The organism is Alcanivorax sp. (assembly GCF_040119285.1).
In the GTDB taxonomy this organism is placed as follows: domain Bacteria; phylum Pseudomonadota; class Gammaproteobacteria; order Pseudomonadales; family Alcanivoracaceae; genus Alcanivorax.
On sequence record NZ_JBEDTY010000032.1, the window covers coordinates 602,713 to 629,451 of the forward strand.

The 26,739-nt window shown below is 54.5% G+C and carries 27 protein-coding genes; 6 read left to right on the forward strand and 21 right to left on the reverse strand.

Annotated elements, in window-relative coordinates; translation table 11 throughout:
• Positions 1-73 precede the first annotated feature (73 nt).
• Positions 74-919: a DMT family transporter gene (locus ABNH10_RS12195; protein ID WP_349386191.1), complete on the reverse strand. Its 846-nt coding sequence runs from the start codon at positions 917-919 to the stop codon at positions 74-76.
• Positions 920-1,147: 228 nt separating this feature from the next.
• On the opposite strand from ABNH10_RS12195, the gene thpR reads away from it, so the two are divergent.
• Together thpR and ABNH10_RS12205 are read left to right on the forward strand one after the other, a co-directional pair.
• The gene (thpR, locus tag ABNH10_RS12200; protein ID WP_349386234.1) at positions 1,148-1,663 is read left to right on the forward strand and encodes an RNA 2',3'-cyclic phosphodiesterase; all 516 of its coding nucleotides are present in this window, start codon (positions 1,148-1,150) and stop codon (positions 1,661-1,663) included.
• A gap of 82 nt (positions 1,664-1,745) precedes the next feature.
• The gene (locus tag ABNH10_RS12205) at positions 1,746-2,378 is read left to right on the forward strand and encodes a YbhB/YbcL family Raf kinase inhibitor-like protein (protein WP_349386192.1); all 633 of its coding nucleotides are present in this window, start codon (positions 1,746-1,748) and stop codon (positions 2,376-2,378) included.
• 594 nt (positions 2,379-2,972) lie between these two features.
• On the opposite strand, the gene ABNH10_RS12210 is transcribed toward ABNH10_RS12205, so the two are convergent.
• From ABNH10_RS12210 to ABNH10_RS12225, 4 genes are all read right to left on the reverse strand, one after another.
• Positions 2,973-4,358, reverse strand: coding sequence for an NAD(P)(+) transhydrogenase (Re/Si-specific) subunit beta (locus ABNH10_RS12210; protein WP_349386193.1), 1,386 nt, complete (start codon positions 4,356-4,358; stop codon positions 2,973-2,975).
• 3 nt (positions 4,359-4,361) lie between these two features.
• Positions 4,362-4,637, reverse strand: a complete 276-nt coding sequence (locus ABNH10_RS12215; RefSeq protein WP_011588610.1) for an NAD(P) transhydrogenase subunit alpha part 2 — start codon at positions 4,635-4,637, stop codon at positions 4,362-4,364.
• A complete protein-coding gene (locus ABNH10_RS12220) occupies positions 4,637-5,860 on the reverse strand; it encodes a Re/Si-specific NAD(P)(+) transhydrogenase subunit alpha (RefSeq protein WP_349386194.1) in 1,224 nt (407 codons plus the stop codon). The genes ABNH10_RS12215 and ABNH10_RS12220 overlap by 1 nt, the downstream gene beginning before the upstream one ends.
• Before the next feature lie 232 nt (positions 5,861-6,092).
• The gene (locus tag ABNH10_RS12225) at positions 6,093-7,463 is read right to left on the reverse strand and encodes an ABC1 kinase family protein (RefSeq protein WP_349386195.1); all 1,371 of its coding nucleotides are present in this window, start codon (positions 7,461-7,463) and stop codon (positions 6,093-6,095) included.
• A 147-nt stretch (positions 7,464-7,610) separates the two neighbouring features.
• Between ABNH10_RS12225 and ABNH10_RS12230 the strand changes: the two genes are divergently transcribed.
• Positions 7,611-8,381, forward strand: coding sequence for an alpha/beta fold hydrolase (locus tag ABNH10_RS12230; protein ID WP_349386196.1), 771 nt, complete (start codon positions 7,611-7,613; stop codon positions 8,379-8,381).
• 127 nt (positions 8,382-8,508) lie between these two features.
• Here ABNH10_RS12230 and ABNH10_RS12235 read toward each other — a convergent pair whose 3' ends face one another.
• Positions 8,509-10,617, reverse strand: a complete 2,109-nt coding sequence (locus ABNH10_RS12235) for a carboxy terminal-processing peptidase (RefSeq protein ID WP_349386197.1) — start codon at positions 10,615-10,617, stop codon at positions 8,509-8,511.
• A gap of 165 nt (positions 10,618-10,782) precedes the next feature.
• Between ABNH10_RS12235 and ABNH10_RS12240 the strand changes: the two genes are divergently transcribed.
• The gene (locus ABNH10_RS12240; RefSeq protein WP_349386198.1) at positions 10,783-12,006 is read left to right on the forward strand and encodes a spore maturation protein; all 1,224 of its coding nucleotides are present in this window, start codon (positions 10,783-10,785) and stop codon (positions 12,004-12,006) included.
• Positions 12,007-12,023: 17 nt separating this feature from the next.
• Here ABNH10_RS12240 and ABNH10_RS12245 read toward each other — a convergent pair whose 3' ends face one another.
• Positions 12,024-12,662, reverse strand: coding sequence for an alpha-ketoglutarate-dependent dioxygenase AlkB family protein (locus tag ABNH10_RS12245; RefSeq protein ID WP_349386199.1), 639 nt, complete (start codon positions 12,660-12,662; stop codon positions 12,024-12,026).
• Between the two features lie 58 nt (positions 12,663-12,720).
• Here ABNH10_RS12245 and corA point away from each other — a divergent pair, with 58 nt between their 5' ends.
• Positions 12,721-13,671: a magnesium/cobalt transporter CorA gene (corA, locus tag ABNH10_RS12250; RefSeq protein ID WP_349386200.1), complete on the forward strand. Its 951-nt coding sequence runs from the start codon at positions 12,721-12,723 to the stop codon at positions 13,669-13,671.
• Between the two features lie 167 nt (positions 13,672-13,838).
• On the opposite strand, the gene ABNH10_RS12255 is transcribed toward corA, so the two are convergent.
• Both ABNH10_RS12255 and ABNH10_RS12260 read right to left on the reverse strand, forming a co-directional pair.
• Positions 13,839-14,675, reverse strand: coding sequence for an MBL fold metallo-hydrolase (locus ABNH10_RS12255; protein WP_349386201.1), 837 nt, complete (start codon positions 14,673-14,675; stop codon positions 13,839-13,841).
• Positions 14,676-14,759: 84 nt separating this feature from the next.
• Positions 14,760-15,242 (reverse strand): hypothetical protein, encoded by a 483-nt coding sequence (locus ABNH10_RS12260; protein ID WP_349386202.1) that lies wholly within the window; start codon positions 15,240-15,242, stop codon positions 14,760-14,762.
• Positions 15,243-15,316: 74 nt separating this feature from the next.
• Between ABNH10_RS12260 and yaaA the strand changes: the two genes are divergently transcribed.
• Entirely contained in the window at positions 15,317-16,093 is a 777-nt protein-coding gene (gene yaaA / locus ABNH10_RS12265; RefSeq protein WP_349386203.1) for a peroxide stress protein YaaA, read from the forward strand.
• A 46-nt stretch (positions 16,094-16,139) separates the two neighbouring features.
• Here yaaA and ABNH10_RS12270 read toward each other — a convergent pair whose 3' ends face one another.
• From ABNH10_RS12270 to ccoO, 12 genes are all read right to left on the reverse strand, one after another.
• Positions 16,140-16,442 (reverse strand): sll1863 family stress response protein, encoded by a 303-nt coding sequence (locus ABNH10_RS12270; protein WP_349386204.1) that lies wholly within the window; start codon positions 16,440-16,442, stop codon positions 16,140-16,142.
• 27 nt (positions 16,443-16,469) lie between these two features.
• Positions 16,470-17,387: a universal stress protein gene (locus ABNH10_RS12275; RefSeq protein ID WP_349386205.1), complete on the reverse strand. Its 918-nt coding sequence runs from the start codon at positions 17,385-17,387 to the stop codon at positions 16,470-16,472.
• Positions 17,384-18,139, reverse strand: coding sequence for a fumarate/nitrate reduction transcriptional regulator Fnr (gene fnr, locus ABNH10_RS12280; protein WP_349386235.1), 756 nt, complete (start codon positions 18,137-18,139; stop codon positions 17,384-17,386). Before fnr ends, ABNH10_RS12275 begins: the two co-directional genes overlap by 4 nt.
• A 35-nt stretch (positions 18,140-18,174) precedes the next feature.
• Entirely contained in the window at positions 18,175-19,548 is a 1,374-nt protein-coding gene (hemN, locus tag ABNH10_RS12285; RefSeq protein WP_349386206.1) for an oxygen-independent coproporphyrinogen III oxidase, read from the reverse strand.
• 76 nt (positions 19,549-19,624) lie between these two features.
• On the reverse strand, positions 19,625-20,401 hold the full coding sequence (locus tag ABNH10_RS12290; protein ID WP_349386207.1) for a sulfite exporter TauE/SafE family protein: 777 nt from the start codon (positions 20,399-20,401) through the stop codon (positions 19,625-19,627).
• A complete protein-coding gene (gene ccoS / locus ABNH10_RS12295) occupies positions 20,391-20,642 on the reverse strand; it encodes a cbb3-type cytochrome oxidase assembly protein CcoS (RefSeq protein ID WP_349386208.1) in 252 nt (83 codons plus the stop codon). Before ccoS ends, ABNH10_RS12290 begins: the two co-directional genes overlap by 11 nt.
• Positions 20,621-22,987: a heavy metal translocating P-type ATPase gene (locus tag ABNH10_RS12300; RefSeq protein ID WP_349386209.1), complete on the reverse strand. Its 2,367-nt coding sequence runs from the start codon at positions 22,985-22,987 to the stop codon at positions 20,621-20,623. The genes ccoS and ABNH10_RS12300 overlap by 22 nt, the downstream gene beginning before the upstream one ends.
• A complete protein-coding gene (locus ABNH10_RS12305; RefSeq protein ID WP_349386210.1) occupies positions 22,984-23,502 on the reverse strand; it encodes a FixH family protein in 519 nt (172 codons plus the stop codon). The genes ABNH10_RS12300 and ABNH10_RS12305 overlap by 4 nt, the downstream gene beginning before the upstream one ends.
• Positions 23,471-24,880 (reverse strand): cytochrome c oxidase accessory protein CcoG, encoded by a 1,410-nt coding sequence (gene ccoG / locus ABNH10_RS12310; protein WP_349386211.1) that lies wholly within the window; start codon positions 24,878-24,880, stop codon positions 23,471-23,473. Before ccoG ends, ABNH10_RS12305 begins: the two co-directional genes overlap by 32 nt.
• A gap of 137 nt (positions 24,881-25,017) precedes the next feature.
• Positions 25,018-25,935: a cytochrome-c oxidase, cbb3-type subunit III gene (gene ccoP / locus ABNH10_RS12315; RefSeq protein WP_349386212.1), complete on the reverse strand. Its 918-nt coding sequence runs from the start codon at positions 25,933-25,935 to the stop codon at positions 25,018-25,020.
• Positions 25,932-26,099 carry a cbb3-type cytochrome oxidase subunit 3 gene (locus ABNH10_RS12320; RefSeq protein ID WP_349386213.1) on the reverse strand — a complete coding sequence of 56 codons (168 nt, stop codon included), beginning with the start codon at positions 26,097-26,099 and terminating at the stop codon, positions 25,932-25,934. Before ABNH10_RS12320 ends, ccoP begins: the two co-directional genes overlap by 4 nt.
• Positions 26,096-26,731, reverse strand: a complete 636-nt coding sequence (gene ccoO / locus ABNH10_RS12325) for a cytochrome-c oxidase, cbb3-type subunit II (protein WP_349386214.1) — start codon at positions 26,729-26,731, stop codon at positions 26,096-26,098. Before ccoO ends, ABNH10_RS12320 begins: the two co-directional genes overlap by 4 nt.
• Positions 26,732-26,739: the final 8 nt, after the last annotated feature.

Here is a 26,739-nt window from a genome sequence, read left to right on the forward strand (position 1 = left end):
TAGGGGAAATAATCGTCAAGAAGCCTTCTTAACGGGCCATTTTATAACGCCATTAGCGTGATTATGACAACGGTTAACGGGATTTAAGGTTCCAGATTCCGGCAGCCACAATCAACAAGGTTCCGAGGATTGTTGTTAGCACCAAGGTTTCCCCCCAGAACATCCAGCCAAGTAATGCGGCCCAGATGACGGAGGAATAATTGTAAACACCGACTTGGCCGGGGCGGGCAATTTGGTAGGCTGTGGTCATGGCGTATTGCCCGCCGGTGGCCACGAGCCCGATCGCCAGCAGCCAAAGGTAGTCGGTGCCAGCGGGTATCGTGTTGGCCCAGAATAGGGGTAAGGCAGAAAACAGGGTGGCAAAAAGGGCAAAATAAAACACTACCCTTTGTGCCGGTTCCGATATGGCCATACGACGGATGCTCACTTTGGCGATGCTCATGATGGCTGCACCGGCCAGTGCCACCCACATCACCGGGTCAATTTCTCCTTGTCCTGCACGCATAATCACAGCAACACCGAGAAATCCGGCGATAATGGCCAGCCAGGTGTGCAATCCAATACGTTCACTAAGCCATACCCAGGCGATTACCGGGAGAAAAAACGGCACGGTCATCTTCACCAGCACCGCCTCGGTCAGCGCGATGTGTCCTATGGCATAGAAAAAACAGAACATGGCGCTAACGCCGGTGAAGGCGCGAATCAGATGCAGATGCACATAGCGGGTACGCAATTGACCAAAGCCGCCACGGGTGCTGATTATCATCAGCAGAAACATTAGCCCGGACAGATTTCGGGCAAACACAATGACCTCGGTGTCGAGATGGTCTGACAGGTGTTTGACCATGGCTGCCATCACGGCTAACAGGCCTTCTCCCAGTACCAGTAAAAGGGCACCTCTCAGTGGTTGGTCATTCATTGGTACGGTATCCGATGGCGGAAGGGTGAGTATCCGGCAGGCGTTGCACTGCGGCCCGGTGGCGTTTCTGCTCGGGGTGATGTTCGTCACAGCGGCGCGGATGGATAGTCATCAGCGTGCGGTTGGGGCAGAATATTCTGGGTGTGCTCGTACGCTTTGTAGTAATCGGACGGCATTCTATCCTTGTCCCTGACGGGACGCTATGCCAGCAATAGAGGGGCGGATAATATGCGGTGCTTTATCGGGGTGCCGGTTGTCGGCAATTTGGCTGACCGATGTGCCTCTTTATCGAAGTCTATCAGGGACGCCACGCCGAAAGACAACCTGCACCTTACCCTCGCGTTTTTGGGCGATCATTCTCGGGATTTACTGAACCAGTTACATGCCCCACTGTGTGCGTTAGCGAACGACCATGCGTCATTTGTGCAACCGCTTTACTGCTGTGAACCTTTTCCCTCTCAGGAGGGGCCCTTCATGGCGTTGACAGGTGAAGCCTGTGGTTCGCTCCAGAAGCTCTATCTAGGGCTCACTGAGTGTCTTCGCACACAAGGCTTTACACTCGATGAGCGTTTATTTAGGCCCCATATTACACTGGCTAAGCCCGGCTCTGCCTCGGTTCCCAAGAGTGTCCCTGGCGAATGGTCGCTGCCCGTTACATCACTTTGGCTGTATCGTAGTGAGCTGGGTGGACCTATTCCAGACTATGAGCCGTTAGCCCAGTTTCCATTATCTGCCGAGTTTTAATATCGGGAGAGGCAGGTTGAATTTACGTTATTCCCGCATGCCTATACAGTAGGCATATAGTGCAAACAAGGAGAGATTATTCATGCAATTACTCAGTAATAGCCTCACCGATCAGGCACCGATTCCGGAGAAATTCGCGTTTGCGGCGATTGAACCGGACACCCATGTGACGCTATCCAGCAATATCAACCCTCATCTCGCCTGGAAAGGTGCCCCGCAAGCAACCCGTTCCTTCGCAGTGATCTGTGTTGATCCAGATGCGCCCAGTGTCGCTGATGACGCCAATCAGGAAGACCGAGAACTCCCGGCCAGCCTGCCGCGGGCAAATTTTTACCACTGGAGCTTGTTCAACATTTCTGCAGAGCAAAGCGAGATTCGCGAAGGTAGCCACTGCCAAAGTGTAACCCCGAAGGGTAAGCGTGGACCCGCTGCGCCAGATGGCCAGCGCCATGGGCTAAATGATTTCACGGGTTGGTTTGCCGGTGATGCGGATATGGAAGGGCAATACTTTGGTTACGACGGCCCATGCCCACCATGGAATGACAGCATCGTGCACCGTTATATCTTTACCGTTTATGCACTGGATGTGGCGACTTTGCCCGACGAAAAAGACCTGAGTGGTGCTGCGCTGGCTGAGCAGATCAAGGTTCACGCCTTGGATGAAGCGAGCCTCACGGTAAGTTACACACTCAATCCACGTTTAGCGCAGGGATAAACATCAGTCTGCAGCCTGTAGCAATTCAGCTATGAAAGGCCACTGGTCAGCCGCTGCTGTATCACCGTGGCGGCCTCATAAAGTGAGCCTCATTTGGAGGCTCACTTCATTGTCCTTCCCCAGCGCTAGATTGAGGTTTTGACGTAGGCTGCTGCAGTTCAGACCTATCCTTTGTCAACGCTTACAATTTTGCCCCTGGAAAGCGACCTCCCCTCCAACATGCATTGTGATTGTCGTCGAGAAGAATAGCTTGAGCGACAGCTCAATGCGCTGGCATCTAGGGAATATCGCGGATTATTGAAAAGAGATTTATGGAACCAAGCTCCACTCTTGCACGGATAGATGAGTTTGCAGCAGGGCCTTAAAGCTCCGTGGGCTTATTCTTATTACTTGAATCTGGTGGGCTCGAGAGAGAATAGAATTAAGCTTGAAGATGAAACACCTTCTGTGTGATATGAAAAAGCCTAAACCTCCCTGGTTACAACGTTTCTTTGCAGAATCATTGTAACCAGTTCAGTTCAGGCTTTTTTCATTTGTCCCTAAGCTGTGGGACAGCAGTGGTTCGAAGGCTCTATTTTCTGCGAAGCTGATTGATCAGCCTTCTTTAAGGGCGGTGGTGATGTCGAGCACTGCGCCTTTACCGTCACCAAACAACATCAATGTGTTGTCCTTAGCGAACAGCGGATTGGGCAGGCCGGCAAAACCGGCGCTCAGGGAGCGTTTTACCACAACCACCGTCTTGGCTTTATCCACGTTGAGGATAGGCATGCCGTAAATCGGGCTGCCTTTATCTTCGCGGGCCATGGGATTGGTTACGTCATTAGCGCCCAGCACGATGACCACATCTGTTTGCTCGAAGGTTGGGTTGATCTGGTCCATATCCTTGAGCTGGTCGTAGGGCACTTCCGCTTCTGCCAGCAGAACGTTCATGTGGCCAGGCATACGGCCTGCTACCGGGTGAATGGCATACTCCACCTCGATACCAGCGGCTTCCAGAGTGTCTGCCATTTCGCGCACGGCATGTTGCGCCTGTGCCATCGCCAAACCAAAGCCGGGAACAATGACCACGCGACGTGCAGTTTCCAGCATCATCGCGACTTCCTCGGCAGAAGTAGACTTCACCTTGCCGGCATAAACTTCGTCAGCGTCCATGGCTTCGCCGGCTTCGGCCATTACACCAAAGAGAACATTGGTGAGGGAGCGATTCATGGCTTTACACATGATGCTGGTCAGGATAAGTCCTGATGCGCCCACCAAAGAACCGGTGATGATCAGGGCGCTGTTGCCCATGATGAAGCCGGCCGCCGCTGCAGCTACGCCAGAGTAGGAGTTGAGCAGGGCGATCACAACGGGCATGTCCGCACCACCAATTGGCAGCACCAGGAACAGCCCCAGTAACATGGCCGCAGCCACCAGACCCCAAAGCACCATTTCGTTGCCCGGGTTGGCTACCAGGTAGCCAATACCGACGATCGAGCCGATAAACAGGATCGCATTGAGCACCTTCATGCCAGGGAAGCCCATGGGCTGCCCGCTGATGAGCTCTTGCAGCTTGGCAAATGCCACCAGGGAACCGGTCAGGGTAACGGCACCGATCAATATGGCCGCGCCAATGGCAATCATGGACACGGTATCGTGGGAGCTGCTTGCACTGAAGAATTCAGCTGAGGCAACTGCAAAGGAGGCGCCGCCGCCAAAGCCGTTAAGCAGAGCAATCATTTGCGGCATGGACGTCATTTGTACCTTCTTGGCCATAATGGCACCAATCAGGCCACCAACAACGATGCCGCCGATGATCACTTCATAGGTAACAATGCGCTCATTGAGCAGGGTTACCACGGCAGCCACGCCCATACCGGCTGCCGCTAGCAGGTTACCGCGTACCGCGGTTTTTGGCTTGGTCAGCCCCTTGATGCCCAGCACAAATAGGCAGGCAGCAATCAAGTAGGCGATATCAATCCAGTTCTGAGAAACGTGCATGATTTACTTCCTCTTGAACATCGCCAGCATTCGATTGGTGACCATGAAGCCTCCAATCACGTTAATCGTGGCCAGCACTACCGCGATGAAACCGAGAACGCTAACCAGCGTACTGCCCTCGGAGCCTGCGGCCACCAGCGCACCTACAATGGTGATACCGGAGATCGCATTGGAACCGGACATCAAGGGGGTGTGCAGGGTGGGCGGCACTTTGGTGATCAGTTCCACGCCGAGGAAGATCGCCAGCACAAACAAGGTAAGATTGGCTACAGGATCCATTACTTTTCCTCCTTGCTAGCCGCGTCGGGCGTGGCTTCAGTGGCTTCCGGCTCAGGTTTGGCCAGAGCGGGGAGGCCGAGAAGATCGCGTAAACGAGGCTGGGGAACGTCGCCGTCGTGACTGATCACGGTTTCGGCAACGATTTCGTCTTCGAAGTCCAGCTGCAGCTTGCCTTCATCGTCGATGAGCAAGTTGAGCAAGTTTTCCATGTTCTTGCCAAACATCTGGCTGGCATGAAAGGCGACCGTGGAGGGCACGTTTTCTGGACCGATGATGGTCACGCCGTGCTTCACTACGGTTTTACCGGACTCGGTGAGGTCACAGTTACCGCCCCGTTCTGCGGCCATGTCTACGATAATGGAACCGGGCTTCATGGCTTTCACCATGTCTTCGGTAACGAGAATCGGGCTCTTGGCACCAGGGATGGCGGCGGTGGTGATAATGACGTCCATGTCCTTAACCACTTCGGTCATTAACTCACGCTGGCGCTTAAGAAAATCTTCGCCTTGGGCTTTGGCATAACCGCCAGTGCCTTCGGCTTCACCGGTGTCCAGATCCAGCTCGACCGGCTTGGCGCCAACCGACAGAATCTGTTCGCGGGCAGCCGGGCGTACGTCGTAGGCTTCAACGACGGCACCCAAGCGTTTGGCTGTGGCACAGGCCTGCAGGCCGGCAACACCCACACCCATGATGAGTACGCGTGACGGCTTCATGGTGCCGGCAGCGGTCATGTTCATGGGGAACATACGCTCAGACGCAGTAGCGGCCAACAGTACACACTTATAACCGGCAATCATGGCCATGGAAGACAGTACATCCATGGCTTGAGCGCGGGTAATACGCGGCACCAGTTCAAGCGCCAAACCGGAGACTTTTTTCTCAGCCAGGGATTGGGCAAATTGTGGGTTGGCCAACGGATCGGTCATGCCGATCAAGACTTGGCCTTCCTTCAATTTAGTCAGATCCTCGTCACCGTTCTTGGTGTTACTGCCGGGCGTTTGCACCTGCAGAACAACGTGAGCGGAAGAGAACACTTCATCGCGATCAACAAGCTTGGAACCGGCAGCTTCATAGTCACTGTCCGGATAGCCAGCAATATCACCAGCTCCGCGCTCGATGATGATCTCGACACCTTGTTTTTTAAGCAGTGCGCTGACATTGGCAGGCGTTAAAGCAACGCGCTGCTCGCCAGGGCAGATTTCTTTGGGAACACCGATAATCACCTGCGTTACCCCCGTCTGTGGTTCGCAAATAATTGGCTGTTCAAAAGGATGGTATTGGCAACCCAAAACCTCTGAAAGCCTCGAAAAACGGCCGGTTCACGTGAACCGGCCGATGAGCAGGGTGCTAACCTTATTGTGCACGTGCCAGCTTGGCAAATGACAAATGGTTATCGCACCGATAAGTGGGCGATAAATGAGCGTTTTTGCCACTCGATACCGCTAATTGCATCAATTAGTCGTCAGGCTTGGATGTTTTCTGATCGACTAGAGCGATATCGTCCTCCTCTTGCATATGTATAAAGGGCTCCAAAATACTGTTACCGCGCACTTCAGACTCTATAACATGCAAAAAGGTGTATGCGCCCAGCAGCTTGCGGGCCAAAAAGATAAATTCTTTAGGTGGCACATCAAAATGGACTGACAGAGCATTGCGACCTGCACGGTTCATGATCCGGTTTGGCAGGTTGCTTTTGCCCCAGCAGTATTCGCCATTCTCATTCAAAACGGACGCCGGAGGAGGGTAACGATCGGGATCTTGTAGAACCTCGACTGCCTCAAAACAAAGCTCGGAGAACTCCTCAACTAGCTTGCGCGGCGCATCGCGGCCGAGGAAATCCAGGGCGTTCAACGCTCGAACCAAGCGATCGGTGTCGTGATAGAACGAGGCGCGGATCATCTCACGGCCAGGCCCTAGCACTTCATTATCAAAATCGCGGATAGCGCCGAAGTCGAGCAGGACAATCTGGTCCTGCTCCGGTGTTGCCCCAATGCGCAGCAAATAGTTTCCGAAGTTCGGGTCCGTCTGCATTTTGTTCCATTCGAACACTTCCCGGCAGCACAGCTCCATGATAGCGCGGCCGATAAAGTTACGGCGGGCCTGGGAAAGCTCAAGCACAGCGGGATCATTCACGCCAATGCCGTGTTCGTAGGTCATGCACATAATATTGTGGGTAGAGAATTCCGGAACAATTTCCGGCACTACGAACCGCGTGTCTTCAGCCAACGCATTGCGAAAATGGCGAGTGGTATGGGCCTCGAGATCGTAATCGACTTCCCGTTTGAGCATTTCCCGTACTTCATCCAACCACATGTTGAACTGCTCAGTTACTGACACCAAGCGGCTCAATTTCAGCAAACGCACCAGCGCGCGCATGTCCGAATCAATGGCATCTGCCACGCCCGGATATTGGATCTTCAGGCATAGCTCTTTGCCGTCGGATTTACGCACAGCCTTATGCACTTGCGCTAACGACGCAGCGCCCAGGGGTTGCTGCTCAACTTCCAGTTCAGCCAGCTTGACCTCGCCCAGCTGGCGCTTGAGGTGGCGCTCAATGGCTGGCCATTCCAGTGCGGCTGTCTGATTTTCCAGAGTATGTAGGGCCGTTGTCACCTCCTCGGGCAGGAAGTGTTCGCCAAACAACGCCATCATCTGCCCAATCTTAACCACGGAACCTTTCAAGCTGCCAAGCTCTTCCACTAATTCCTGGGCGCGAGCGGAAAGGATTTCCTTGCGGCGCTCGTCGCGTTTATCTTTTGCAGTGAACAGTGTTCCTGCATTGGCTGTGGCGTATTTGGCTCCGGCCATAAAGCCGGCCTTAGCCATTGAGAATCGTCGCTCCATAGAGCCTGTTTTAACTCGTTTTACCGTTTTACGTGCCATAGTCGCGAGGAAACTCCATTTGCCATTCAGAACTCCGGTGGCATTCTAGCCTGTATTATAAAGCGGGTCATTGTCACAAGGAGAGAGTAAATGGCGAGGACATGGGTGTTATTGCGTGGTTTAGTCCGTGAAAAGCGGCATTGGGAGGGTTTTCCCGCCCGTTTTAAGGCAACAGTACCAGAGGATAGCGTGATAACGCTGGATTTGCCGGGCAACGGTGAGTTTTGTCAGAAAAGCAGTCCCACCCGTATTGCTGCCATGGTGGCCCATGCCCGAGACCAACTTCAGCAGCAAGGCCATCAAGGGCCTTACCATATTGTGGCACTGTCATTGGGCGCAATGATGGCCGTACAGTGGCTATGCCAGGCCCCCCATGAAGTAGCGTATGCTGGCCTGATCAATACCAGCGCAAGTCGGTATAGCCCATTCTGGCAACGGCTGCGGCCTGCCAACTATCGTAGACTCCTCAGGGACGCAGTGTTCAGCCGGGATAAATTGCAAAAAGAAAGCGCGATTCTGGACATTACCTCTAATATGCGCAGCCAAGACTACCTCCATACGCTTGCCAGGAAGTGGCGTGATTATGCAGTGTCCCAGCCGGTGTCCTTAGGAAACAGCTTACGCCAATTGCTGGCGGCCATGCGTTTTCGCGCGCCTGCGGCACTGCCCAATAGTGTCCCCGTGATCATTATTAATGGCGGCGGAGATCGTTTGGTCAGCCCCAGCTGTTCGCGGCGCCTGGCCGCCGCCTGGCAGTTGCCGCTTAAGATTCACGCTGAAGCCGGACATGATTTGCCCCTCGATGCCCCTCAGTGGTTAATCAATACTTTGCTGGAAGGAGCGGCAGAGGCAATAGAATAGTGTACCGCGCTCGGTCTCAGCACAAGGCTCACAGGTTCCACAGCAATCATGGCGGGTGGTCTTTTAACCGCCTATTAAGGCCATTTTAAAACCGGCGCGAAGGCCGGTTTGTATTTTAGAAAGGGTGTCACTGCTTGCGGGCGACCTGGTTTTCTCTCAGCAGGTCCATGTAATCCACCAAAATCTCCCCGGTTTCACGTATATAGGGGTCTTCATTTATGGCTTCGTCATGGCTTTCCGGGTCCAGGGCGCGCTGTTCCTCCAGGGTGCGCAATGCCTTGATGCTGTCCAGCGGGTCTTCACCACGGGACTGGCGACGCCTGTTTTCGATCGCCAAGCGCTCCTTGTCGAATTCGGTCTGCATTTGCGATCGTGTGTCTTCGTTCAGTGAAAGTTCCGTGCGGTTACGATTCACGTCCAGGAGCTTACGCAGGGAGTGCACATAGACGAATTCCGGGTCGCTATCCGTTCGCTTATCGTGCTGCGCGCGAAGCTGGGGCAGGAAAGGAACAAGGTCGGTAACACTCTGAAATTTGGCCGACTTGATTTCATCCCAAGGCAGGGCGTTAGCCAGAGAGCTTTCCCCCACATCGTCGGAGTCCACCAATGATGGCAAGTCCACATCTGGCACAATCCCCAAGTTCTGGTTGCTGGAGCCAGAGACGCGATAGAACTTTGCATTGGTCATTTTCAGCTTGCCATGATTCAGATCCAGTAACGTCTGCACAGTACCTTTGCCATAGGTTTGATCACCAACAATCAGTGCGCGTCCGTAATCCTGCATGGCCCCGGCAAAGATTTCGGACGCAGAGGCACTATAGCGGTTAACCATAACGGCCATGGGGCCAGCAAAGAGAACGCCAGGGAATTTATCGCCCTCGATACTGATTCGACCGCTAGACTCGCGAACCTGAACGGTAGGTCCACGATTAATAAACAAGCTAACCAGCTTGTTCACTTCCAGCAAAGAACCACCGCCGTTGTTACGTAGATCAATAACCAAACCATCAATATTCTCTTTGCGCAGCTCTACCAGCAGTTTTGCCACGTCACTGGTGGTGCTTGTATATTTCGGATCACCGCGGTGGTACGCATCGAAATCCAGATAAAATGCGGGAATTTCGATGATCCCTAACTTCAGGTCCTGGCCGTTACGATCAACGTGAATAATGTCTTTCTTGGCTGCTTGTTCTTCCAGTACCACCTTGTTTCGTACGATGGTGATAGTGCGGGTGTCATGCTCACTGGCGCTGCCAGCAGGAATAATCTCAAGATTCACCTTGGTGCCCTTGGGGCCTCGAATTTGGTCTACCACTTCATCCAGGCGCAACCCGATGACCGGCACGGGTTCTTCTTTTTCTTGGGACACTCCGACAATACGGTCCGCCGGCTTCAGTTGACCGCTTTTGGCGGCAGGGCCACCGGGCACCAGACGAACTACTTTGGTATAGCCATCTTCGTATTGAAGCACTGCACCGATACCTTCCAGAGAACGGCTCATGCTGATGTCAAAATTCTTTGAATTGTGTGGAGTGAAGTAGGTGGTATGGGGATCAAAAGTCTGCGTCAGTGCATTGATATACACTTGGAACACATCTTCCGGGGTGTTTTGTTTAATGCGTTTCAGTTGGCTTTCATAGCGACGGGTAAGACGCGTTTCAATGTCTTCCTCGCTGGAATCGTTAAGACGCATGGAGAGTACGGCATTTTTCAATTGGCGCTGCCAAATTTGATCCAGGCCCGCTTCGTCTTTCGCCCATGGCGCATCTTCGCGGCCCACTCGCACGAACTCTTCGCTATCAAAAGTGAGGTCGTCGAGATCGTTGGCAATGGCATCCAGAGACCAGGCCAGGCGATCCTCAAGGCGCTGCTGAAAGCGATTGAAAATTGTGAAGCCACCTTCCAGTTCTCCCTTCCTGAGCTGGTCATCAAGTATGTGGTTATAACGCTGAAAATCCTTGATGTCCGATGCCAAGAAATACAGACGATTGGGGTCCAGATCTTTTAGATAGCGCTGCAACACTTGCTCGGAAAGCTGATCATTAAAGTCAAGCTGACGATAGTGATACTTGAGCTTATCAGCGATCTCTTCAGCGGCTTCCAGCTGCTCTTCCGTTGGTTTCAGGTCGCCCTGAACTTCCGGGGAGGAGGAATGTAGTGCGCCACCGCCTTTGATCGCCCCACCCAGCAGCAGCAAGGCAAGCGCAAGAGGGAATAGCTTACGGAGTAATGACATACTGGCTCTCAAACAAGTTTTTTTCAGTATAGCCGACCACTAGTGAGCGGTCATTCAGGGTTGAAGGCTGACTATCAGTGTAGACTATCGTGGTGGCGTGAAGTTACAGCGCCACAACCGCCGCTTTTCGACACAATCTTAAGACCCTAGCGCACGGGGGATACTTTGCACAGACTGTTCAGCCTGTTTTTCCTTGCGGGTATCGCCGGAGCTGTGGTTCAGCTTATAGCCGGAGACATGGAGGCGCCGGGCCGCCTTATCAATGCCCTGTGGGAATCGGCAGATCTGGCGGTAAAAGTGAGCCTGGGGCTGATCGGTGTATTGGCATTGTGGAGCGGACTTTTTCGCCTGGCAGAGGTCAGCCGGCTTGCCGATCGCATCTCTGCCTGGGTAACCCCGGTAATGGCTCGATTGATGCCGGGCATAGCTCGTACTCCCAGTGCCGCCGCCCCGGTTTCGATGAATCTGGCAGCCAATATGCTGGGACTGGATAATGCGGCCACGCCGCTGGGCCTTAAAGCCATGGAGGCCCTACAGGAGAGCAATCCCAGCCCACGCAGCGCCACCAACAGCCAGATCATGTTCCTGGTGCTCAACACCTCCTCGGTAACGCTGGTGCCGGTCACGGTATTGCTTTTCCGTGCTCAGCAAGGCGCAGCCGACCCCGCACTGGTGTATCTCCCACTGCTAATGGCCACAACGATTTCCACCCTGGTGGGCGTGATTGTGACCGCCAGGGTGCAAAAGCTGCCGTTGGCCAGCCCATTGTTATTGGGGGTGGTGGGCATCTGGTTGGCGGTTTTGGGTATGCTGGGCGCTATCGTACTGCTGGCTCCCACAGAGGTGGCCAACACCTTTGCCAGCTTACTGGGTAACGGCATCCTGCTGTTGGTTTTGAGTGTGTTCTTTATTGCCGCCTGGCGCTCAGGCGTGGATAGCTATGATGCTTTTGTGGAAGGCGCCAAGGAGGGCTTCACTTTAGCGGTGAGAATCATCCCCTATCTGGTCGCCATGCTTGCCGCTATTGCCATGCTGCGAGCAGGAGGAGTACTGGGGCTATGTCTTGACGGTATTCGTATGGGGGTCGGAGCGCTTGGGTTGGACACCCGGTTTGTGGATGCGCTGCCGGTGGCCTTGCTCAAACCCTTGAGCGGTTCCGGGGCCAGGGCGGCTATGGTGGATGTGATGCAGACCCATGGGGTGGATTCACTGGCGGGGCGCATGGCCGCGGTCATGCAGGGCTCTACGGAAACCACCTTCTACGTGCTGACGGTGTACTTCGGCAGCGTGGGTATTCGCGATTTCCGCTATGCGTTGTGGTGTGGGCTTGCGGCGGATGCTGCCGGCCTGGTTAGCGCGATTTTTTTGAGTTACCTGTTTTTTGCCTGAGGCAGCGTTTTTCCCCTTCAATCAACAATAAACCGGAAAGTCAGATTGATACGCAAACCAGAGCAGTTTCGCCGGCGGGGCAGGGCGTGCTCGAAACCGGCCTGAACCTGCGGTGACATCAACAACAGATCGTCATGATGTAACGGTAGGCTGAGGCATTGTCGTCGCCTAGCCGGGTTCTTGGGACGGAAGGTCAGCTCCCGCATGGCTCCAAGACTGTAAGAGGCCACCCAAGGGGTGCTGCCCAGTTCCGGCTCGTTATCACTGTGGTAGCCCATGCAATCGTCGCCATCACGATAGAGATTGGCCAGCACGCTATTAAAGGTTTTGTCGGTCAGCTTTTCTATCGCTGTCTTGATGGGCAATAGTGCAGCGAGCCACCCTTTGGCGATATGAGTATGGCCGGAATAGCGGTAGTGCAAGCCCGCATCACCGTGCCAGGCAGTGAGGCGTGGCACGAGGTGTTGCCGTCCATAGACCGTAATGTTGGGTTGTCGCCAGTCCAGCGCTTGGCTTAATGTATTTAATGCGTGGTCAGCGTGCGATTGCCCCATCACTCCTGACCAGCAATGCAGTGTTGTGCCGCCGGCCAGAGTGATTTCGCTGGCGCGATTGTGAAGTAGATGGAGCGGTGATTCTGTCGATGGTGGGCGCATAATAGCTCTACCAAAACGTAACCGGCGTAATGCCGGCAAGGATGATCAGGGAAACATAATGCTGCATATTTTTCGTATCGAAAATGGTGTGCTTCGGGAAAAGGAGGTGGACACCCTCATGCCGGCCCTAGCCGAGGAGGGCAGCTGGATTGATCTCGTGGATGCCGAAGAGGCAGAGCGCAATCTGGTGCAGCAATTTCTTCAGGCTGAGTTACCGGATTCTGAGGATATGGAGGAAATCGAAGCCTCCGCCCGTTTTTTCAGTGATGAACATGGCCTTCATGTACATTCATTGTTTTTGTTTCAGTCTGAGGGCCGGGCGCGCACTTCGACAGTGGCCTTTGTGGTCCAGGAGGGCCGGCTGCTCTCATTTCGCGATTCCCGGCTACCGGATTTTCGACTGTTGCGCCTGCGGGTGCGTCGTGGTTGGGTTCGGGCATCTCAACCCATGGATATTCTGCTGAGCATTCTGGATCAGAAAGTGGAAAATCTGGCGGACGCGCTGGAAGACGTGCACCGGGATCTGGAAAAAGTTGGCTACAGTGTACTAGAAGAAGAAAACGGTGAGCTGGAAGAGGATATCGAGCGCTTGGCCCAGCTGGAAGATACCAACGGCAAAATTCGCTTGTGCCTAATGGATACCCAGCGCTCCATCTCGTTTATTCAGCGCTATGTACGCTCAGATAAGGTCCGCCGACGCACCTGTGCGGAAATCCAGCACGATTTGGATACCTTGATGTCGCATACCACTTTCCTGTTCGACAAAATTAACTTTTTGATGGATGCCGCCCAAGGCTTTATTAACATTCAGCAAAACCAGATCATCAAGATCTTTTCCATTGCGGCGGTGGTGTTTCTACCACCGACCATGATTGCCAGCATTTACGGTATGAACTTTGACATCATGCCGGAGCTGGCTTTCCGCTTTGGCTACCCCATGGCCATCGCTCTGATGGGGTTGTCCGGCATGGCGCCGTATTGGTATTTCAAGCGCAAAGGCTGGTTGTAGGAGCGTCGCTCGCAGCGCGATGACACCTCTCCAGGTGTTTTTACCCCAGAACTCACATAGCTCACATAGCGGCTCACAGAGATAAAACGCTTTTTCACTCAGGGAGCTCAGGGGGTTGGCGGTGGGCGTCAGTTTTGATGCTGCTTTTTATCGCTCCGCCAACGACTCTACGGCAGGATTGACCAGCCCCCGGCTGATTCTGTTGCCTTGTTCTCTTCGGCCAGCTTTATCAGGTGCGCGTGCAGAGAGAACTGGGCAACGCCGTGGAGGAATGCCGGCACGTCCTCATATACTTCTTTGACCAGCTCGGGCAATGGAGAGGGCGAGCTGGCAAGTTTGCCGATGACCTTGTCTTCGCGCTTCTGACGATGGGCGAGGGTATGGGCAAGCGTTTCTTCCGGATTGTTGATCACATCGCCATGGCCCGGAGCCATAAGCTTAATACCGCGGTTCTGCAATTTTCTTAGCGAAGCAAAATACGCCTGCATGGATCCAGACGGGGGGGCAATGACCACGGTGGAGCCCTGGATAAGGTGGTCCCCCGTGAACAGCAGGCCTTGCTCGCTAAGATAGCAGAGGTGGTTGCCCACATGCCCGGGTGTCTCAATGGCCGTAAGCGTAACGCCGCCGCAGTCTACCGTGTCGCTTTCAGCCAACAAGGTATCTGCAGCCCAACTTTCGTCCTGGAGGCCGTCATCGGGCACGGAAGGGCCAAGGCAGCTTGCCCCGGTAGCCGCTACCAGTGCCAGTGCGCCGGGAGAATGATCACGGTGTGTATGGGTCACAATTACCTGGGTAATCGGTTTGTTCAGAGCACGAGCAGCCTGCAGTAGCGCCTGCAAGTGCTCCTGGTCCTCCGGACCGGGGTCAATAACGGTAAGGCTGTCCCTGCCAAACAAATAACTGTTGGTGCCTGGCCCGGTCATCATGCCCGGGTTGCGCGCCAGTACCCGCCAGGCGTTGTCGCCAATGGGCGTGAGCTGGCCGGGAATCAGTGATGCCATAATGACTCCTGGAGTTTTGGAAGCCGCATTGTGACGACTCAGACCGAATCATGCCAGTACCGCCTTGGTACGTTGGCTAATCGGTCAATCCGGCTCCGGATAGGCCAGCTTATCCACTACTCGCAGTTGCCAACGATCTACCGGGGTGTTTTCTTCAGGGTGGCGGCTGACGACAGCAAATTGGTATTCATTTCCGCTGGGGAGATACATCTGCAGTGTTATGGGCTGCTGATAAATTACCGCACAGTCTGCTGGGCCAGAACAATGCAGTGCCTGAGCTTGTAATGTCAGGGCTGCAACATCCTGCTTTCCTTCATTGAGAACGGTGCCGCTGAGCCGGACGCCAGACTCCGAATTGCGAATTTCCGTGAGCGCTAGCGTGATGCCCTGCGGCGCCATATGAACTTGGTCATTCTTGCCGCCCTGCCAGACGCCAACAGTGAGCACGACCAAGCCGGCCAATACCAGGCTGGCAACAAGCAAAAATGGCCGACGGCCCCATTGCCAGCTCCCCCATAGCAGAGCTGAGACCGCGATAACTACCGTTAATATAAGCAATAGGCGCATTAATCCTCCATAGATGCAGACCTGACCTTCTCTGATTCATATAATCCCGGCATGCATATGTAAAGGAGAAGGGCATGCTGATTGTTGTCTCACCGGCCAAAACGCTGGATTACGAGAGCGAATTACCGGCATTGAAAGCCACACAACCTCGCTTGCTTGATGATAGTGAGGCGTTAATTAACCGTGCACGTCAGCTTTCCCCTGCGCAAATCAGTAGCCTGATGAGTGTCAGCGATAAGATTGCCCATCTTAACGCGGAACGCTTTTCCTTGTGGGCCAGACCGTTCAACAAGAGCAATGCCCGTCCCGCGGCGTTCGCATTCAAGGGTGATGTGTACACAGGTTTGGACATCGAGTCGTTCACCGACACGCAGCTTAGTGATGCGCAGCGGCGTTTTCGAATGTTGTCTGGACTTTACGGTGTACTTCGGCCGTTGGACCTGATGCAACCCTATCGTCTGGAAATGGGCACAAAGCTCGATAATGAGCGCGGCAAGGACCTCTATGCCTTTTGGGGGGACACCATTACCGAACTGCTGAACAAGGATATGAAAGCCGCCAAAACCGATGTCTTGGTGAACTTGGCGTCCAACGAGTACTTTAAAGCGGTGAAAAAGAAAGCCGTTGCCGGCACAATCATCGAGCCGGTATTCCAAGACGAAAAAAACGGTAACTATAAGGTTATCAGTTTTTACGCCAAGAAGGCGCGGGGCTTAATGGCTGCCTGGATTATCAAGAAAGGCCTAAAAGACCCGGCAAAATTAACGCAGTTTGATGTGGCTGGTTATTGTTACAGTGAGGCGCAATCCACTGCATTAAAGCCTGTATTTCGTCGGCCGGAACAGGGGTAGGGGCACAGGGCGGTGCCGCAGAGGAAGCTTGCGGCACCGAGCAATGTCAATTTTTCTTGTTATCCTCAAATTCGCTTTTGGCGGCAAGGAATCCGGTTTTAAGTCCATCCCAGGCAAGCTCTATTCCTGTCTTGATATCATCCCAAGCATCATCGCTTTGGGACTCAAGCCGTTCCAGCTTGTCTTCAAACTCTTTGCGGCGATGTTGTATTTCAGCAATTTTTTCTTTGGCATCTTCGCGCCACTCATCACGTAAATCATTCAGTCGTGCTGTCAGGCGATCGAGCTGGTAATCCCAATCCTCAAGTTGCTGGCGAGCACGCGCAGTGAAATCCTTCTTGTCAGACATAATTTAGCCTCTCTTGATTCGCTACTGTTAATCAATCCAGGGGGACTGGAAACCACCTGGTTTTACCACCAAAACATCTGCATTTGCCTTGGTGATCACCGACTCAGCTGTTGAGCCAAGCAACAACCTTTCGGGCAAATTCCGATGTACTGTTCCCAGCACCAGTAAATCCACATTATCTTGCTCACAGTGGCGGGATAGGGTTGGCGCGACGGGACCATTGAGAGTATGCATCTGCTGCTTATCCAGGCCCTGGGTAGCGCCAAACTGAAAAAAGTTATCCCGATGGAAGTCGCGCACTTTTTCCATGCTGGCGGTGTAATCAGGAATGGCTTCACCGGCCACCATGATTAAGCCCTCATCCATTTCGTCGAGCACATGGCAAGCGGTGAGGTCCGCACCGAGAAGGGCGGAATATCGACGAGCGCACTCAAGAACATGAATAGACAGCTTGTCGTCCGAGGCCTCGCCGGTGCCGGGATCCAGGGCGGCCAAAACTCGGGGCGGTTTATTCCATTGGCGGCTGTGTACACAGAGCACCGGACAAGGCGCCTTGCGAATCAATTGCCAGTCACGGGGGGTGAACAAATGGCGGCGCAAGGCGCTGTCATCGCTAGTATGAACAACGACCAGCGATGGTTTTTGCGACAAGATGACCTTGCGCAATCCCTCCATGCTGTCCTTTTCCCACAGCACATCAATCTCGCCTTTATCCTGTCCAAGCAATTCGGAGATACGGTTGTGCCACGCGTTACGAATCTGCTTTTTGGCGGCATCCTGGCGTTCAGTATCCAGGCCCACTGCTCTGAGCATGGCTGAAGAGTAGGCGTTGACGACAATCTGGAGCGATGCCTGAGAGGCAGCCGCCAAGTGCTGTGCTTTTAACAATGCGGGCTGGTCTGCTTTTAAGTCACGGTCAAGAATGGCGATGATGGGGGCTGTCACAGTGCAAGCTCCAAGGCGGGGTCGTGGTTTTGGCCACATAAGCTGCCACGATCAAGAATCTCAATTTCTCGGCCATCTACTCGCAACCATTGTTGCTGCTGAAAGCGAGTAAAAATACGACTGACGGTTTCCACAGCCATACCCAGATAATTGGCGATATCATAGCGAGACATGGGTAGACGAAAGATATTGTCGCTGAGCCCCCGACGTTGATGACGTGCGGATAACGAGAGCAACAGAGAGGCCACGCGGTCGTCGGCGTTTTTCTTGCCCAACAGCATATGCAGCTCTCGGTCCGAGCGAATTTCATTGCTCATCAAACGGAAAAAGTGATGCTGCAAAGACGGGATCTGTTGTGAGAGCCTCTCCAGTTGCGAAAAGGGAATCTCGCAAACCGTGGAAGTTTCCAACGCTTTCGCATTGGAGACATGGTGGGCAGTACTGATGCCGTCCATGCCTAACACTTCGCCGGGCAGATAAAACCCCGTGACTTGTTCTTCGCCATCATCGCTGACCACATAGGTCTTCAGGGCGCCAGAACGCACGGCGTAAACGGAGGCGAACCCGTCAGTGGCGCGAAAAAGGTGTTCGCTTCGTTTTAGTGGCCGCCCGCGGTGGATGATCCGATCCAACTGGTCGAGCTGTGCTGGCGCCACTGCCAAGGGCAGGCAAATTGGGCTGAGACTGCAGTCGTTGCAGGAAACTTGATGGGACACGGTCTGACTCCGGTTAATCGCTGCGCAAAGCGTCACCCTTAGAGTATAGGGTGAAAATAGTAGAATAAAGGTCAAATAATCCGGCTAAATCGAGTTGTGTGCTCCCTGTGGGTGTAACGATCAAAAGGCATTACCAGTGCGCGGCTCACCAGACGCCCACTTTCGCTAATATACAATCGGTCATTCTTAACGGTTACCAGCCCTTGAGCTTCAAACGTTACCCACTCTGTCAGAGCATCGACAAAATAATCCGCAAAATTGATACCCCATGTGTCGCCGAACTGGGCCATGTCTACGGATAGGTCACAAAGCAATTGAATGATCAGCGCACGGCGAATCTGGTCGTCGCGATTGAGTATAAAGCCCTTTTCAATGGGCAAAATGCGGTGTTTAAGGCTCGTTTGCCAATCCTCCAACGCTTTGTGGTTCTGGGCGTAGAGGTTGCCGATCTGGCTGATGGCGCTGACGCCCAAGCCCAGTAGATCTGCATCTCCATGGAGGGTGTAGCCCTGAAAATTACGATGTAACAGGCCATTTTCCTGAGCAATGGATAGGCTGTCATTTTCCAGCGCGAAATGGTCCATGCCAATATACCGATAGCCTTGCTCATTAAGCATTTTGCCGGCTCGGGTCAACATATTCAGTTTCTCGTCCGGATCCGGTAGTGCGTGCTCCTGAATCTGACGCTGGATTTTGAAACGCCCAGGCAGGTGGGCATAGTTATACAGAGAGATGCGGTCCGGACGCAGGGTTAGCAGTTGCTCAAGAGTGCGCGCCAAGCTGGACTCCGATTGCCGAGGGAGCCCGTAAATTAAGTCGGTATTAATAGAGCGGAAACCGAAATCCCGGCTCCAGTCCATGGTGTCGCGGATCAGTTCATAGGATTGCACGCGATTGACCGCTTTTTGCACACGAGGGTCTAGATCCTGTACACCTAAACTGACACGGTTGAAGCCTAGGCCTCTCAGCAAGCCCAAGCGGGATTGATTCACTGTGCGCGGGTCAATTTCGATGGCGTAGTCGCTGCGCTCATCATCGCGAAGGTTGAAGTGACGCGCCAAGTCATACACCAGCTCGGTCAGCTGGCCATCGTCCAAAAAGGTGGGGGTGCCACCCCCCCAGTGCATTTGGGTGACGGGGCGGCGGGTATCCACATGGGCAGCTTTGTAGTGAATTTCCTGTTTCAGTAACCGCAGATAGTCCGTCGAGCGCGCCTTGTTGGCCGTAATGATGCGATTGCACGCGCAGTAGTAGCAAACGCTGTCACAGAAAGGGATGTGGATGTACAGCGACAGGGGACGACGCGCCGCGTTGCCCTCGCTCAGAGCTTGCCAGAAGTTCTCCTCGCCAATGCCCGAATGAAAACTCGGGGCGGGAGGGTAGGAGGTGTAGCGTGGGCCGGGTCCGCCATGCTCACGAATCAGTGCTTTGTCCCAGCTAACCATGGGCGGCTCCTGTGGTCACATAAGCTTGTCTTGGCGGTGATTATCCTCTTGTTGCGGATGCAGAGCTTGATTCAGATCAAGGGTGCAAATGATGGCCGTGATGATGCTCTGAAGTGCCTGCTTCTGTGCCTGGAGGGGGCATGGAATGTCCGCTATGTCCATGCTGGGCCATGAGCCAGGCCTGCCAGAAAAAGACCAAAGCGAGGCAGAAAGTCAGAACACTGGCAATTATCGGCCAGGCACCTTGACGAAAACGCTGTAGTTGGGAGGCAAGAACACCGGTGACAGCAACAGGCACTACGGTAATAACACCAAAACAGAGCATCACCAAGGCACCTGCAACAGCTGTTCCCCCCGTGGCCGCAAGTGCCAAGGCCGTGTAGATAAGGCCGCAAGGTAAAAACCCCCATAAGGACCCCAACATGAGTGCTTTTACTGGGTGATCTATGGGCATGAGCTTGCGAGTAATGGGCTGCAAGCCACGCCACAGGCGCTGGCCGATTTTTTCAATACGCTGCAACAACGCGCCTTTGCCAAGCAAGTAAGCGCTTAAAAAAAGCATTAGCACGCCAGATAATATCAGCCCCACCGACATAGATGGACCGGGAAGCCGGCCCAGAAACAGCCCCCCCAGTGCGCCTGCCAATGCACCCAGCACACAGTAGGTAGTCACGCGGCCAAAGCCAAACAGCACCTGCCACCCCCAGAGCGCCACACCTTGACGACGTGATTCTGGTATGGAAAAAGTCAGCGCACTGCTGATACCTCCGCACATGCCGATACAGTGCACAGACCCGGCGCTGGCAATAAGGGCGGCGCTGGCGATAAGGGGAATGAGCGTATCAATGGTCATCACTGGACTCTGCTTCAAATGTGGCGGCAGTGGTGCCGTTCATTTTCGTTTCCCGTTTTGGTTCTGCTTTCGCTGGAGAATGGTTGTGGGGGTTGCGTTGCTCTCTATCGTCGAATACAACCCGCCAGGCGGCGTTATCCAGGTCGTCAAACTGGTCTTTACGGAGCGCCCAGAACAGGGCCGCAATAGCGCCACCAAGAAACAGCAGAGCCAGCGGTATTAACAGGAGGACAATTTCCATCGAGTCACCCGGGTGGCGTTAAAAGTGACCAGTAGCGAGCTGGCTGACATGCCCAGAGCGGCGGCCCAGGGCGGTAGTAAACCGCTGACTGCAAAAGGAACGGCAAGCACATTGTAGAGCAAAGCCCAAGCCAAATTCTGGCGAATGGTCCGCTGGCACAATCGGGAAAGGTGCGGCAGAGCGGGGATCGCCTCAAGCGAATCGTGAAGCAGAAACATGCCGGCGGCTCGTTGCGCCAGGCTGGTGGCATTTCCCGTTGCCACGGAAACCGATGCCTCCACCATTGCCTGGGCATCGTTGATGCCGTCCCCGACCATCATTTGTGGCGCGCTACGCTCCAGCTTTTTCAGCCATGCGGCTTTTTGCGCAGGACGCTGCTGTGCACGCCATTCCCCAATTCCCAGCTTATCAGCCACAGCTTTCACGGCGCGGTCGTTGTCGCCGCTGGCCAAGCGAGGGGTGCTGCCTTTGGTCTTCAGGGTCTGGATAACCGCCGATGCTTCCGGCCGAACTGGATCCTGAAGCCATACATAAAGCTGTATTTCATCATCGCAGAGTAGCTGCAGGCAGGTCGTTTCGGGCTTAGCCCTATCTGGCGCACCGGTAATCCTCCATTTCTGTTTGTTGAGGAGACCAGTAACGCCGGTATGGGCCGCATGCAAGTCTGTCATGCCTGTTGCGCGAGGGTATTGCTGAAAGGGCTTGGCCAGCGGGTGAGGGTTATTCCACTCAAGGGCGGCGACGATCGTCAGCAGCTGATCAAGCTCTGCGGCACGGTTTATTACCTGAGTATCGACAATACAAAACTGGCCTGCAGTGAGGGTGCCGGTTTTATCAAACAGTACCCCCCGAACATCCGTTACTCGCAGCAGTTGGCGGGGGGAGGCCACCAGAATGCCTTCACGTAGCGCCGTGCCTAATGTAGAAGACAAGGTTAACGGAACGGCAAGAGCAAGGGCACAGGGGCAGGTCACTACCAGCACCGCGAGTGTGTGTTCGAACGCCAGGGCTGCGCCGGCGGACCAGTGCCACAGGAAGGTTGCCGCCGCAAGCAACAGAATGCCGCCAGTAAATAATGGTGCAATACGCTGCCAGTCCCTTACTACTTCAACACGTTCGTGTTGGGCGCGCTCCACTTGTTCGGCGATTTTCGCCACCAGACTGGCGGAGGCGCTTCCTGTCGCTTCCAGCACGATATTACCTTCTACCAGACGGCTGCCCGCATGCACAGGATCGTTAATGTTGCGCTCCACCGGCAGGGGCTCACCATTGAGTACGGATTCATCGAAAGCACCGCGCCCGTCGATTAGTGTGCCGTCCACAGGAATGATGTCACCCTGTATTAGTTGCAGACGGTCGCCTTGGGCCACTTGGCGAGCACTGATCCACTCTGTCGCTTGCTGGGAATCGAGCCGGCGAACGGCCTGGGGCAGGGTGTCGCTAAGCCGGCGATAGGCTTGCTGGATCGTCATGCGCTGACGCTGTTCCAGCCAGCGGCTGGACAGCAAGAAAAACACGAACATGGCAGCAGAATCGAAATACACGTGCCGCCCGTCCGTGGCCATCATTACCAAGCTGCCCGCCCAGGCCAGCAACAGCGCTAGCGCAATCGGAGCATCCATGGTCAACCGTGCCTGCTTGAGTCCACGCCAGGCGCCTTGAAAAAATGGCCAGCCGGAATAGAACACCACGGGGGTGGCTACCGCAAAACTAGCCAATCGAAACACCCACTCGTAGAGCGCGTCCTTGCCGTCGAACACACCGATATAGAGCGCGGTGGAATACATCATCGCTTGCATGGCGCCAAGGCCAGCAAGGGCAAGTCGCCCCAGCAGCCGCTTGTGCTCTCGTTGCTCATCGGCGCGGGCGCGAGGATCACCAGGGAGACTGGCGGTATAACCCAGTTTCTGGATGCGCTGCGCGGTTTGGCGAGGCGCTGCGAGCCCTTGGTAGTCCACGGTGAGGGTCATGCCTGCCAGATTAACGCTGGCACGAAGCACACCGGGTTGCTGGTTGACAGTTTTTTCAATCAGCCAGCTACAGGCGGCGCAAGTGAGCCCACCAAGCTGTAGTTTGAGGCGCTGGCCTTCGGTCGTATCGCAAAGGTGAGGGGCAACCAGCTCTGGCACATCAAACAAGGCGCAATCCAGTGTCTGTCGCTGGTCATTTGGTTGCGGGCCAGAATCTTGGCGCATCTGGTAATAGTCATCCAGACCCAGCCCGTAAATGGTTTCAATAGCGGCAGCGCACCCCGGACAGCAGGCATCGCGACTGCCGTCCGGGGTGTGCGCCGAAAACGCGCCAGCTGGAGCCGGGTTACCACAATGCCAGCAAGCCGATGTCATGGTGTCTGTTTTTCCCCCAGTACCACGTTATCGCCTTGAGCCATGACAGTCTGATACAGGCGCCAATGATCGCCGGCGGCGGTGACGGTCGCTTTGCGCCGCCCGTCCTGGGGCAGGGTGCCGTCACCACGGTAAAGGGGGCCTTCGAGATGCTTGAGTTGCAGAGTCACATCCCGGTCCGCAAGGGTGGGGTGGCGCAGTGAAACACTCAAGGTATCAGGCATGGGGATAGCTGCCTCGCTGGTGAGGCGCGCCTGCACTCCCGCGCCTACTTGCGCCAATTCAAGGCGAACGCCCAGCCGGGCGGCGAGGCGCTCTTGCTCAACGGAACGGTTGATGCCGCGACCTTCCTTGTACCATTCATCGACCACTGGTGTATCCGCATTAACGATGGCGATATAGAGCAAGGTAAGGCCACCTACCACAGAGGTGGCAGGCAACAGAATCGCTAGCCACAAAAACGGGTAGCGGTACCAAGGGAGTTCATCGCCTTGGGGCAATGAATCGGGATTCATGGCGCTTCTCCAAATCGGGATCGTCGACGGCGGTAACGATAAACCAGATAGGCGATGATTCCATTTCATCGACGTAAGGGTCGTAACTCACGGTCACCGGCAAAGATAGTGTTTTACTGCCTTCAAGTGTGAATTGAGTGCGGTTGTTCATTTTCAGGCCCTCTGGGCCTTTCATCGTCAATCGATAGTGATGGGTGCTCTGGCTTTTGTTCTGAATTTCCAAGCGGTATATATTCTCTATTTCACCGCTACTGGCGGTCCTGTAGAGCTGATTGCGGTCACGAATCACATCCACTTGCAGCGGCACACGGCTATATAAAGTCCCTACGAACAGCGCCCCCATAACGACCAGAATAAGGCCATAGCCGATAAGCCGAGGGCGAAGTATTCGTGTTTTGAACCCTTCAAGCGCATTTTCGGTGGTGTAACGAATCAGCCCCGGCGGTTTACCGATGTGTTCCATCACATCGTCACAGGCATCCACGCAGGCAGCACAGGTAATACATTCATATTGCAGGCCTTCACGGATATCGATGCCGGTGGGGCAGACCTGTACGCACATGCCGCAATCAATACAGTCGCCTTTTTCTTCTACCAAATCCTGTTGGCGTTTCTTGGCGCCTCGCCCTCGAGGTTCGCCGCGCTTTTCATCATAGGAGACGATTAGCGTATCGCGGTCGAACATAACGCTCTGGAAACGGGCATAGGGGCACATGTACAAGCAGACTTGTTCGCGCATAAAGCCGGCGTTTCCATAGGTGGCCACGGTAAAGAAGCCGACCCAGAACAATTCCCAGCTACCCCAGCTGAAACTCAACAGCCGTGTGGTCAGGTCGATAATAGGGGAGAAGTACCCCACAAAGGTGATGCCGGTAAGCAGGGCAAGGGCAAGCCAGAGAACGTGTTTACTGCCCCGTCGCATGATTTTGGTGATTGTCCAGGGCGCCTTGTCCATCTTGATACGGCTGTGACGGTCGCCTTCACACCAGAATTCAATCCATTGGAAGAAACGGGTCCAGGTGGTCTGCGGGCAGACATAGCCACAATAGACACGACCGGCCAGGACCGTTACGAAGAACAGGGCGAACGCGGCGAGAATAAGAACCCAAGACAACAACAGGAAATCCTGCGGCCAAAAGCTGGCGCCAAAGATCCGGAATTGGCGCCCTGGCAAGTCAAATAAGACGGCCTGCTGACCCTCCCAACGAACCCAAGGCAAAATCATATACAAGCCCATGGTCGCTAGAATGGTGACATCACGGATAAACTGGAACCGACCAGATACAGACTTGACCTGAATACGCTCACGTTTACTGTACAGGCTTACGCTGCCGCCATCAGTGGCATCAGTGACCTTGATTCTCTTGGGGTCCGACATCACGGCTCTCCGCTAACACCCATTTGCTCCCACCCTTTGATCGTCCACTCCCTGATAATGAGTGGCCGTCAGGGGAGGCGCGCCAACGGCAATCCGCTGACGGCACTCTATTTCCTGCTCCGGTCGAAACCTGGTGGTTATTGCACGCTCTCAGTGTTCTGAGAAAGGCTGTACACATAGGCTGCGATTACGTGTATCCGCTCCTCGCTGAGCAGATTTTCATGGGCGGGCATGTCTCCTGAGCGACCATGGCGAATGGTGTACTCGATATCCTCAACACGGGGGCCGTATAGCCAAGTGGTATCTGTCAGGTTGGGCGCACCCATCATGATATTCCCCTTGGCATCCTGCCCATGGCAGGCTGCACACATGGCGAATTTGGGTTTGGCTCGCTCTATCGCGGCCGCTTTCTGACTATCTTTGGCCAGACTTGGGCGGCTCAGACTTTGCACATACAAGGCCATATCGCGCACCGCTTCGTCGGTATTACCAATGGCCGCAGCCATCGGCGGCATGGCTGCCTTGCGTCCTTCAGTAATACTGGTCACGATTTGGGCTGGTTCACCACCATAGAGCCAATCGTTGTCGGCTAAATTCGGGTAGCCCTTGGCACCGCGGGCATCCGAGCCATGACAGATGGCGCAATTATTGGCGAACAGGCGGCCACCAACCGCAAGAGCCTCCGGGTATTGCACCAGCTCCTCAATAGGCATTTGGGCATATTGTTTGAACAGCGGTCCTGTGCTTTTCTCCATCACGGCCACTTCCTTTTGGTACTGGTTATCGCTGGTCCAGCCCAGAATGCCGTCGAACTTACCGAAACCCGGGTACAGCACCAGATAGACTGCCGAGAAGATTAGCGTGCCAATGAAAAGAAACAGCCACCATCGGGGCAGAGGTGCATTGCGCTCCTGAATGCCGTCGAAGCTGTGGCCAGTGGTTTCCTTGGCCGCTTCTTCGGCGGAAATCTGGTTGTTCCATAGCAGTAGGCCAGCGCAGCCTAGCAGGTTGATGACAACAATGACGATAATGAACCAACTCCAGAAATCACTCATTGTTCATCCCCCTTGTGCTGACTTGCCGGCGTGCGCTCGTCGGCATCCAGCGCGATATAGCCGAGATTCTCATAGTCTTTTTTACGGCTAGGGCGATACACCCAAGCGGTCATGGCAACAAAGGCCAGAAAGAACACCAGGGTAAACAGGGCGTGATAGCTCATTGCACAGCCTCCTTGCGTTCCTGGCCCAATGACAGCAGATACGCCACCAGCGCATCTTCCTCTGTGGCATTGGCCCACTCACCGTTGATCTTGCTTACCTGTTCGGCGATATCTTCATCTGTGTAGGGAACCCCGAAAGCGTTCTTGAAAACGTTCAGTTTGCGCTCGGTCAGATCCCAATCCACCGGTGTTTCCTGCAACCAGGGGTAAGCCGGCATATTGGATTCCGGCACCACCTGGCGGGGGTCGCGCAGGTGCTCACGGTGCCACTGCTCAGTGATTGGGCGCAGCCCCACACGGGCCAGATCGGGCCCGGTACGTTTGGACCCCCACAAGAATGGGTGCTCCCACACGTCTTCACCGGCAACAGAATAGGCACCAAAGCGTTCGGTTTCTGCGCGCAATGGCCGCACCATCTGGGTGTGGCACACATGGCAACCTTCACGGATATAAATATCCCGGCCTTCCATTTCGAGGGCAGTGTAGGGCTCCAGAGTGTCCAGCGGTTCAGTGGTCGCCTTTTGCCAGAACAGCGGTACGATTTCAGCCAAGCCACCAAAACTGACAGCAATCAGCGTCAGCACAATCATGAGGCCGACATTCTTTTCTACTACTTCATGAGCGTTAGACATGTCGTTCT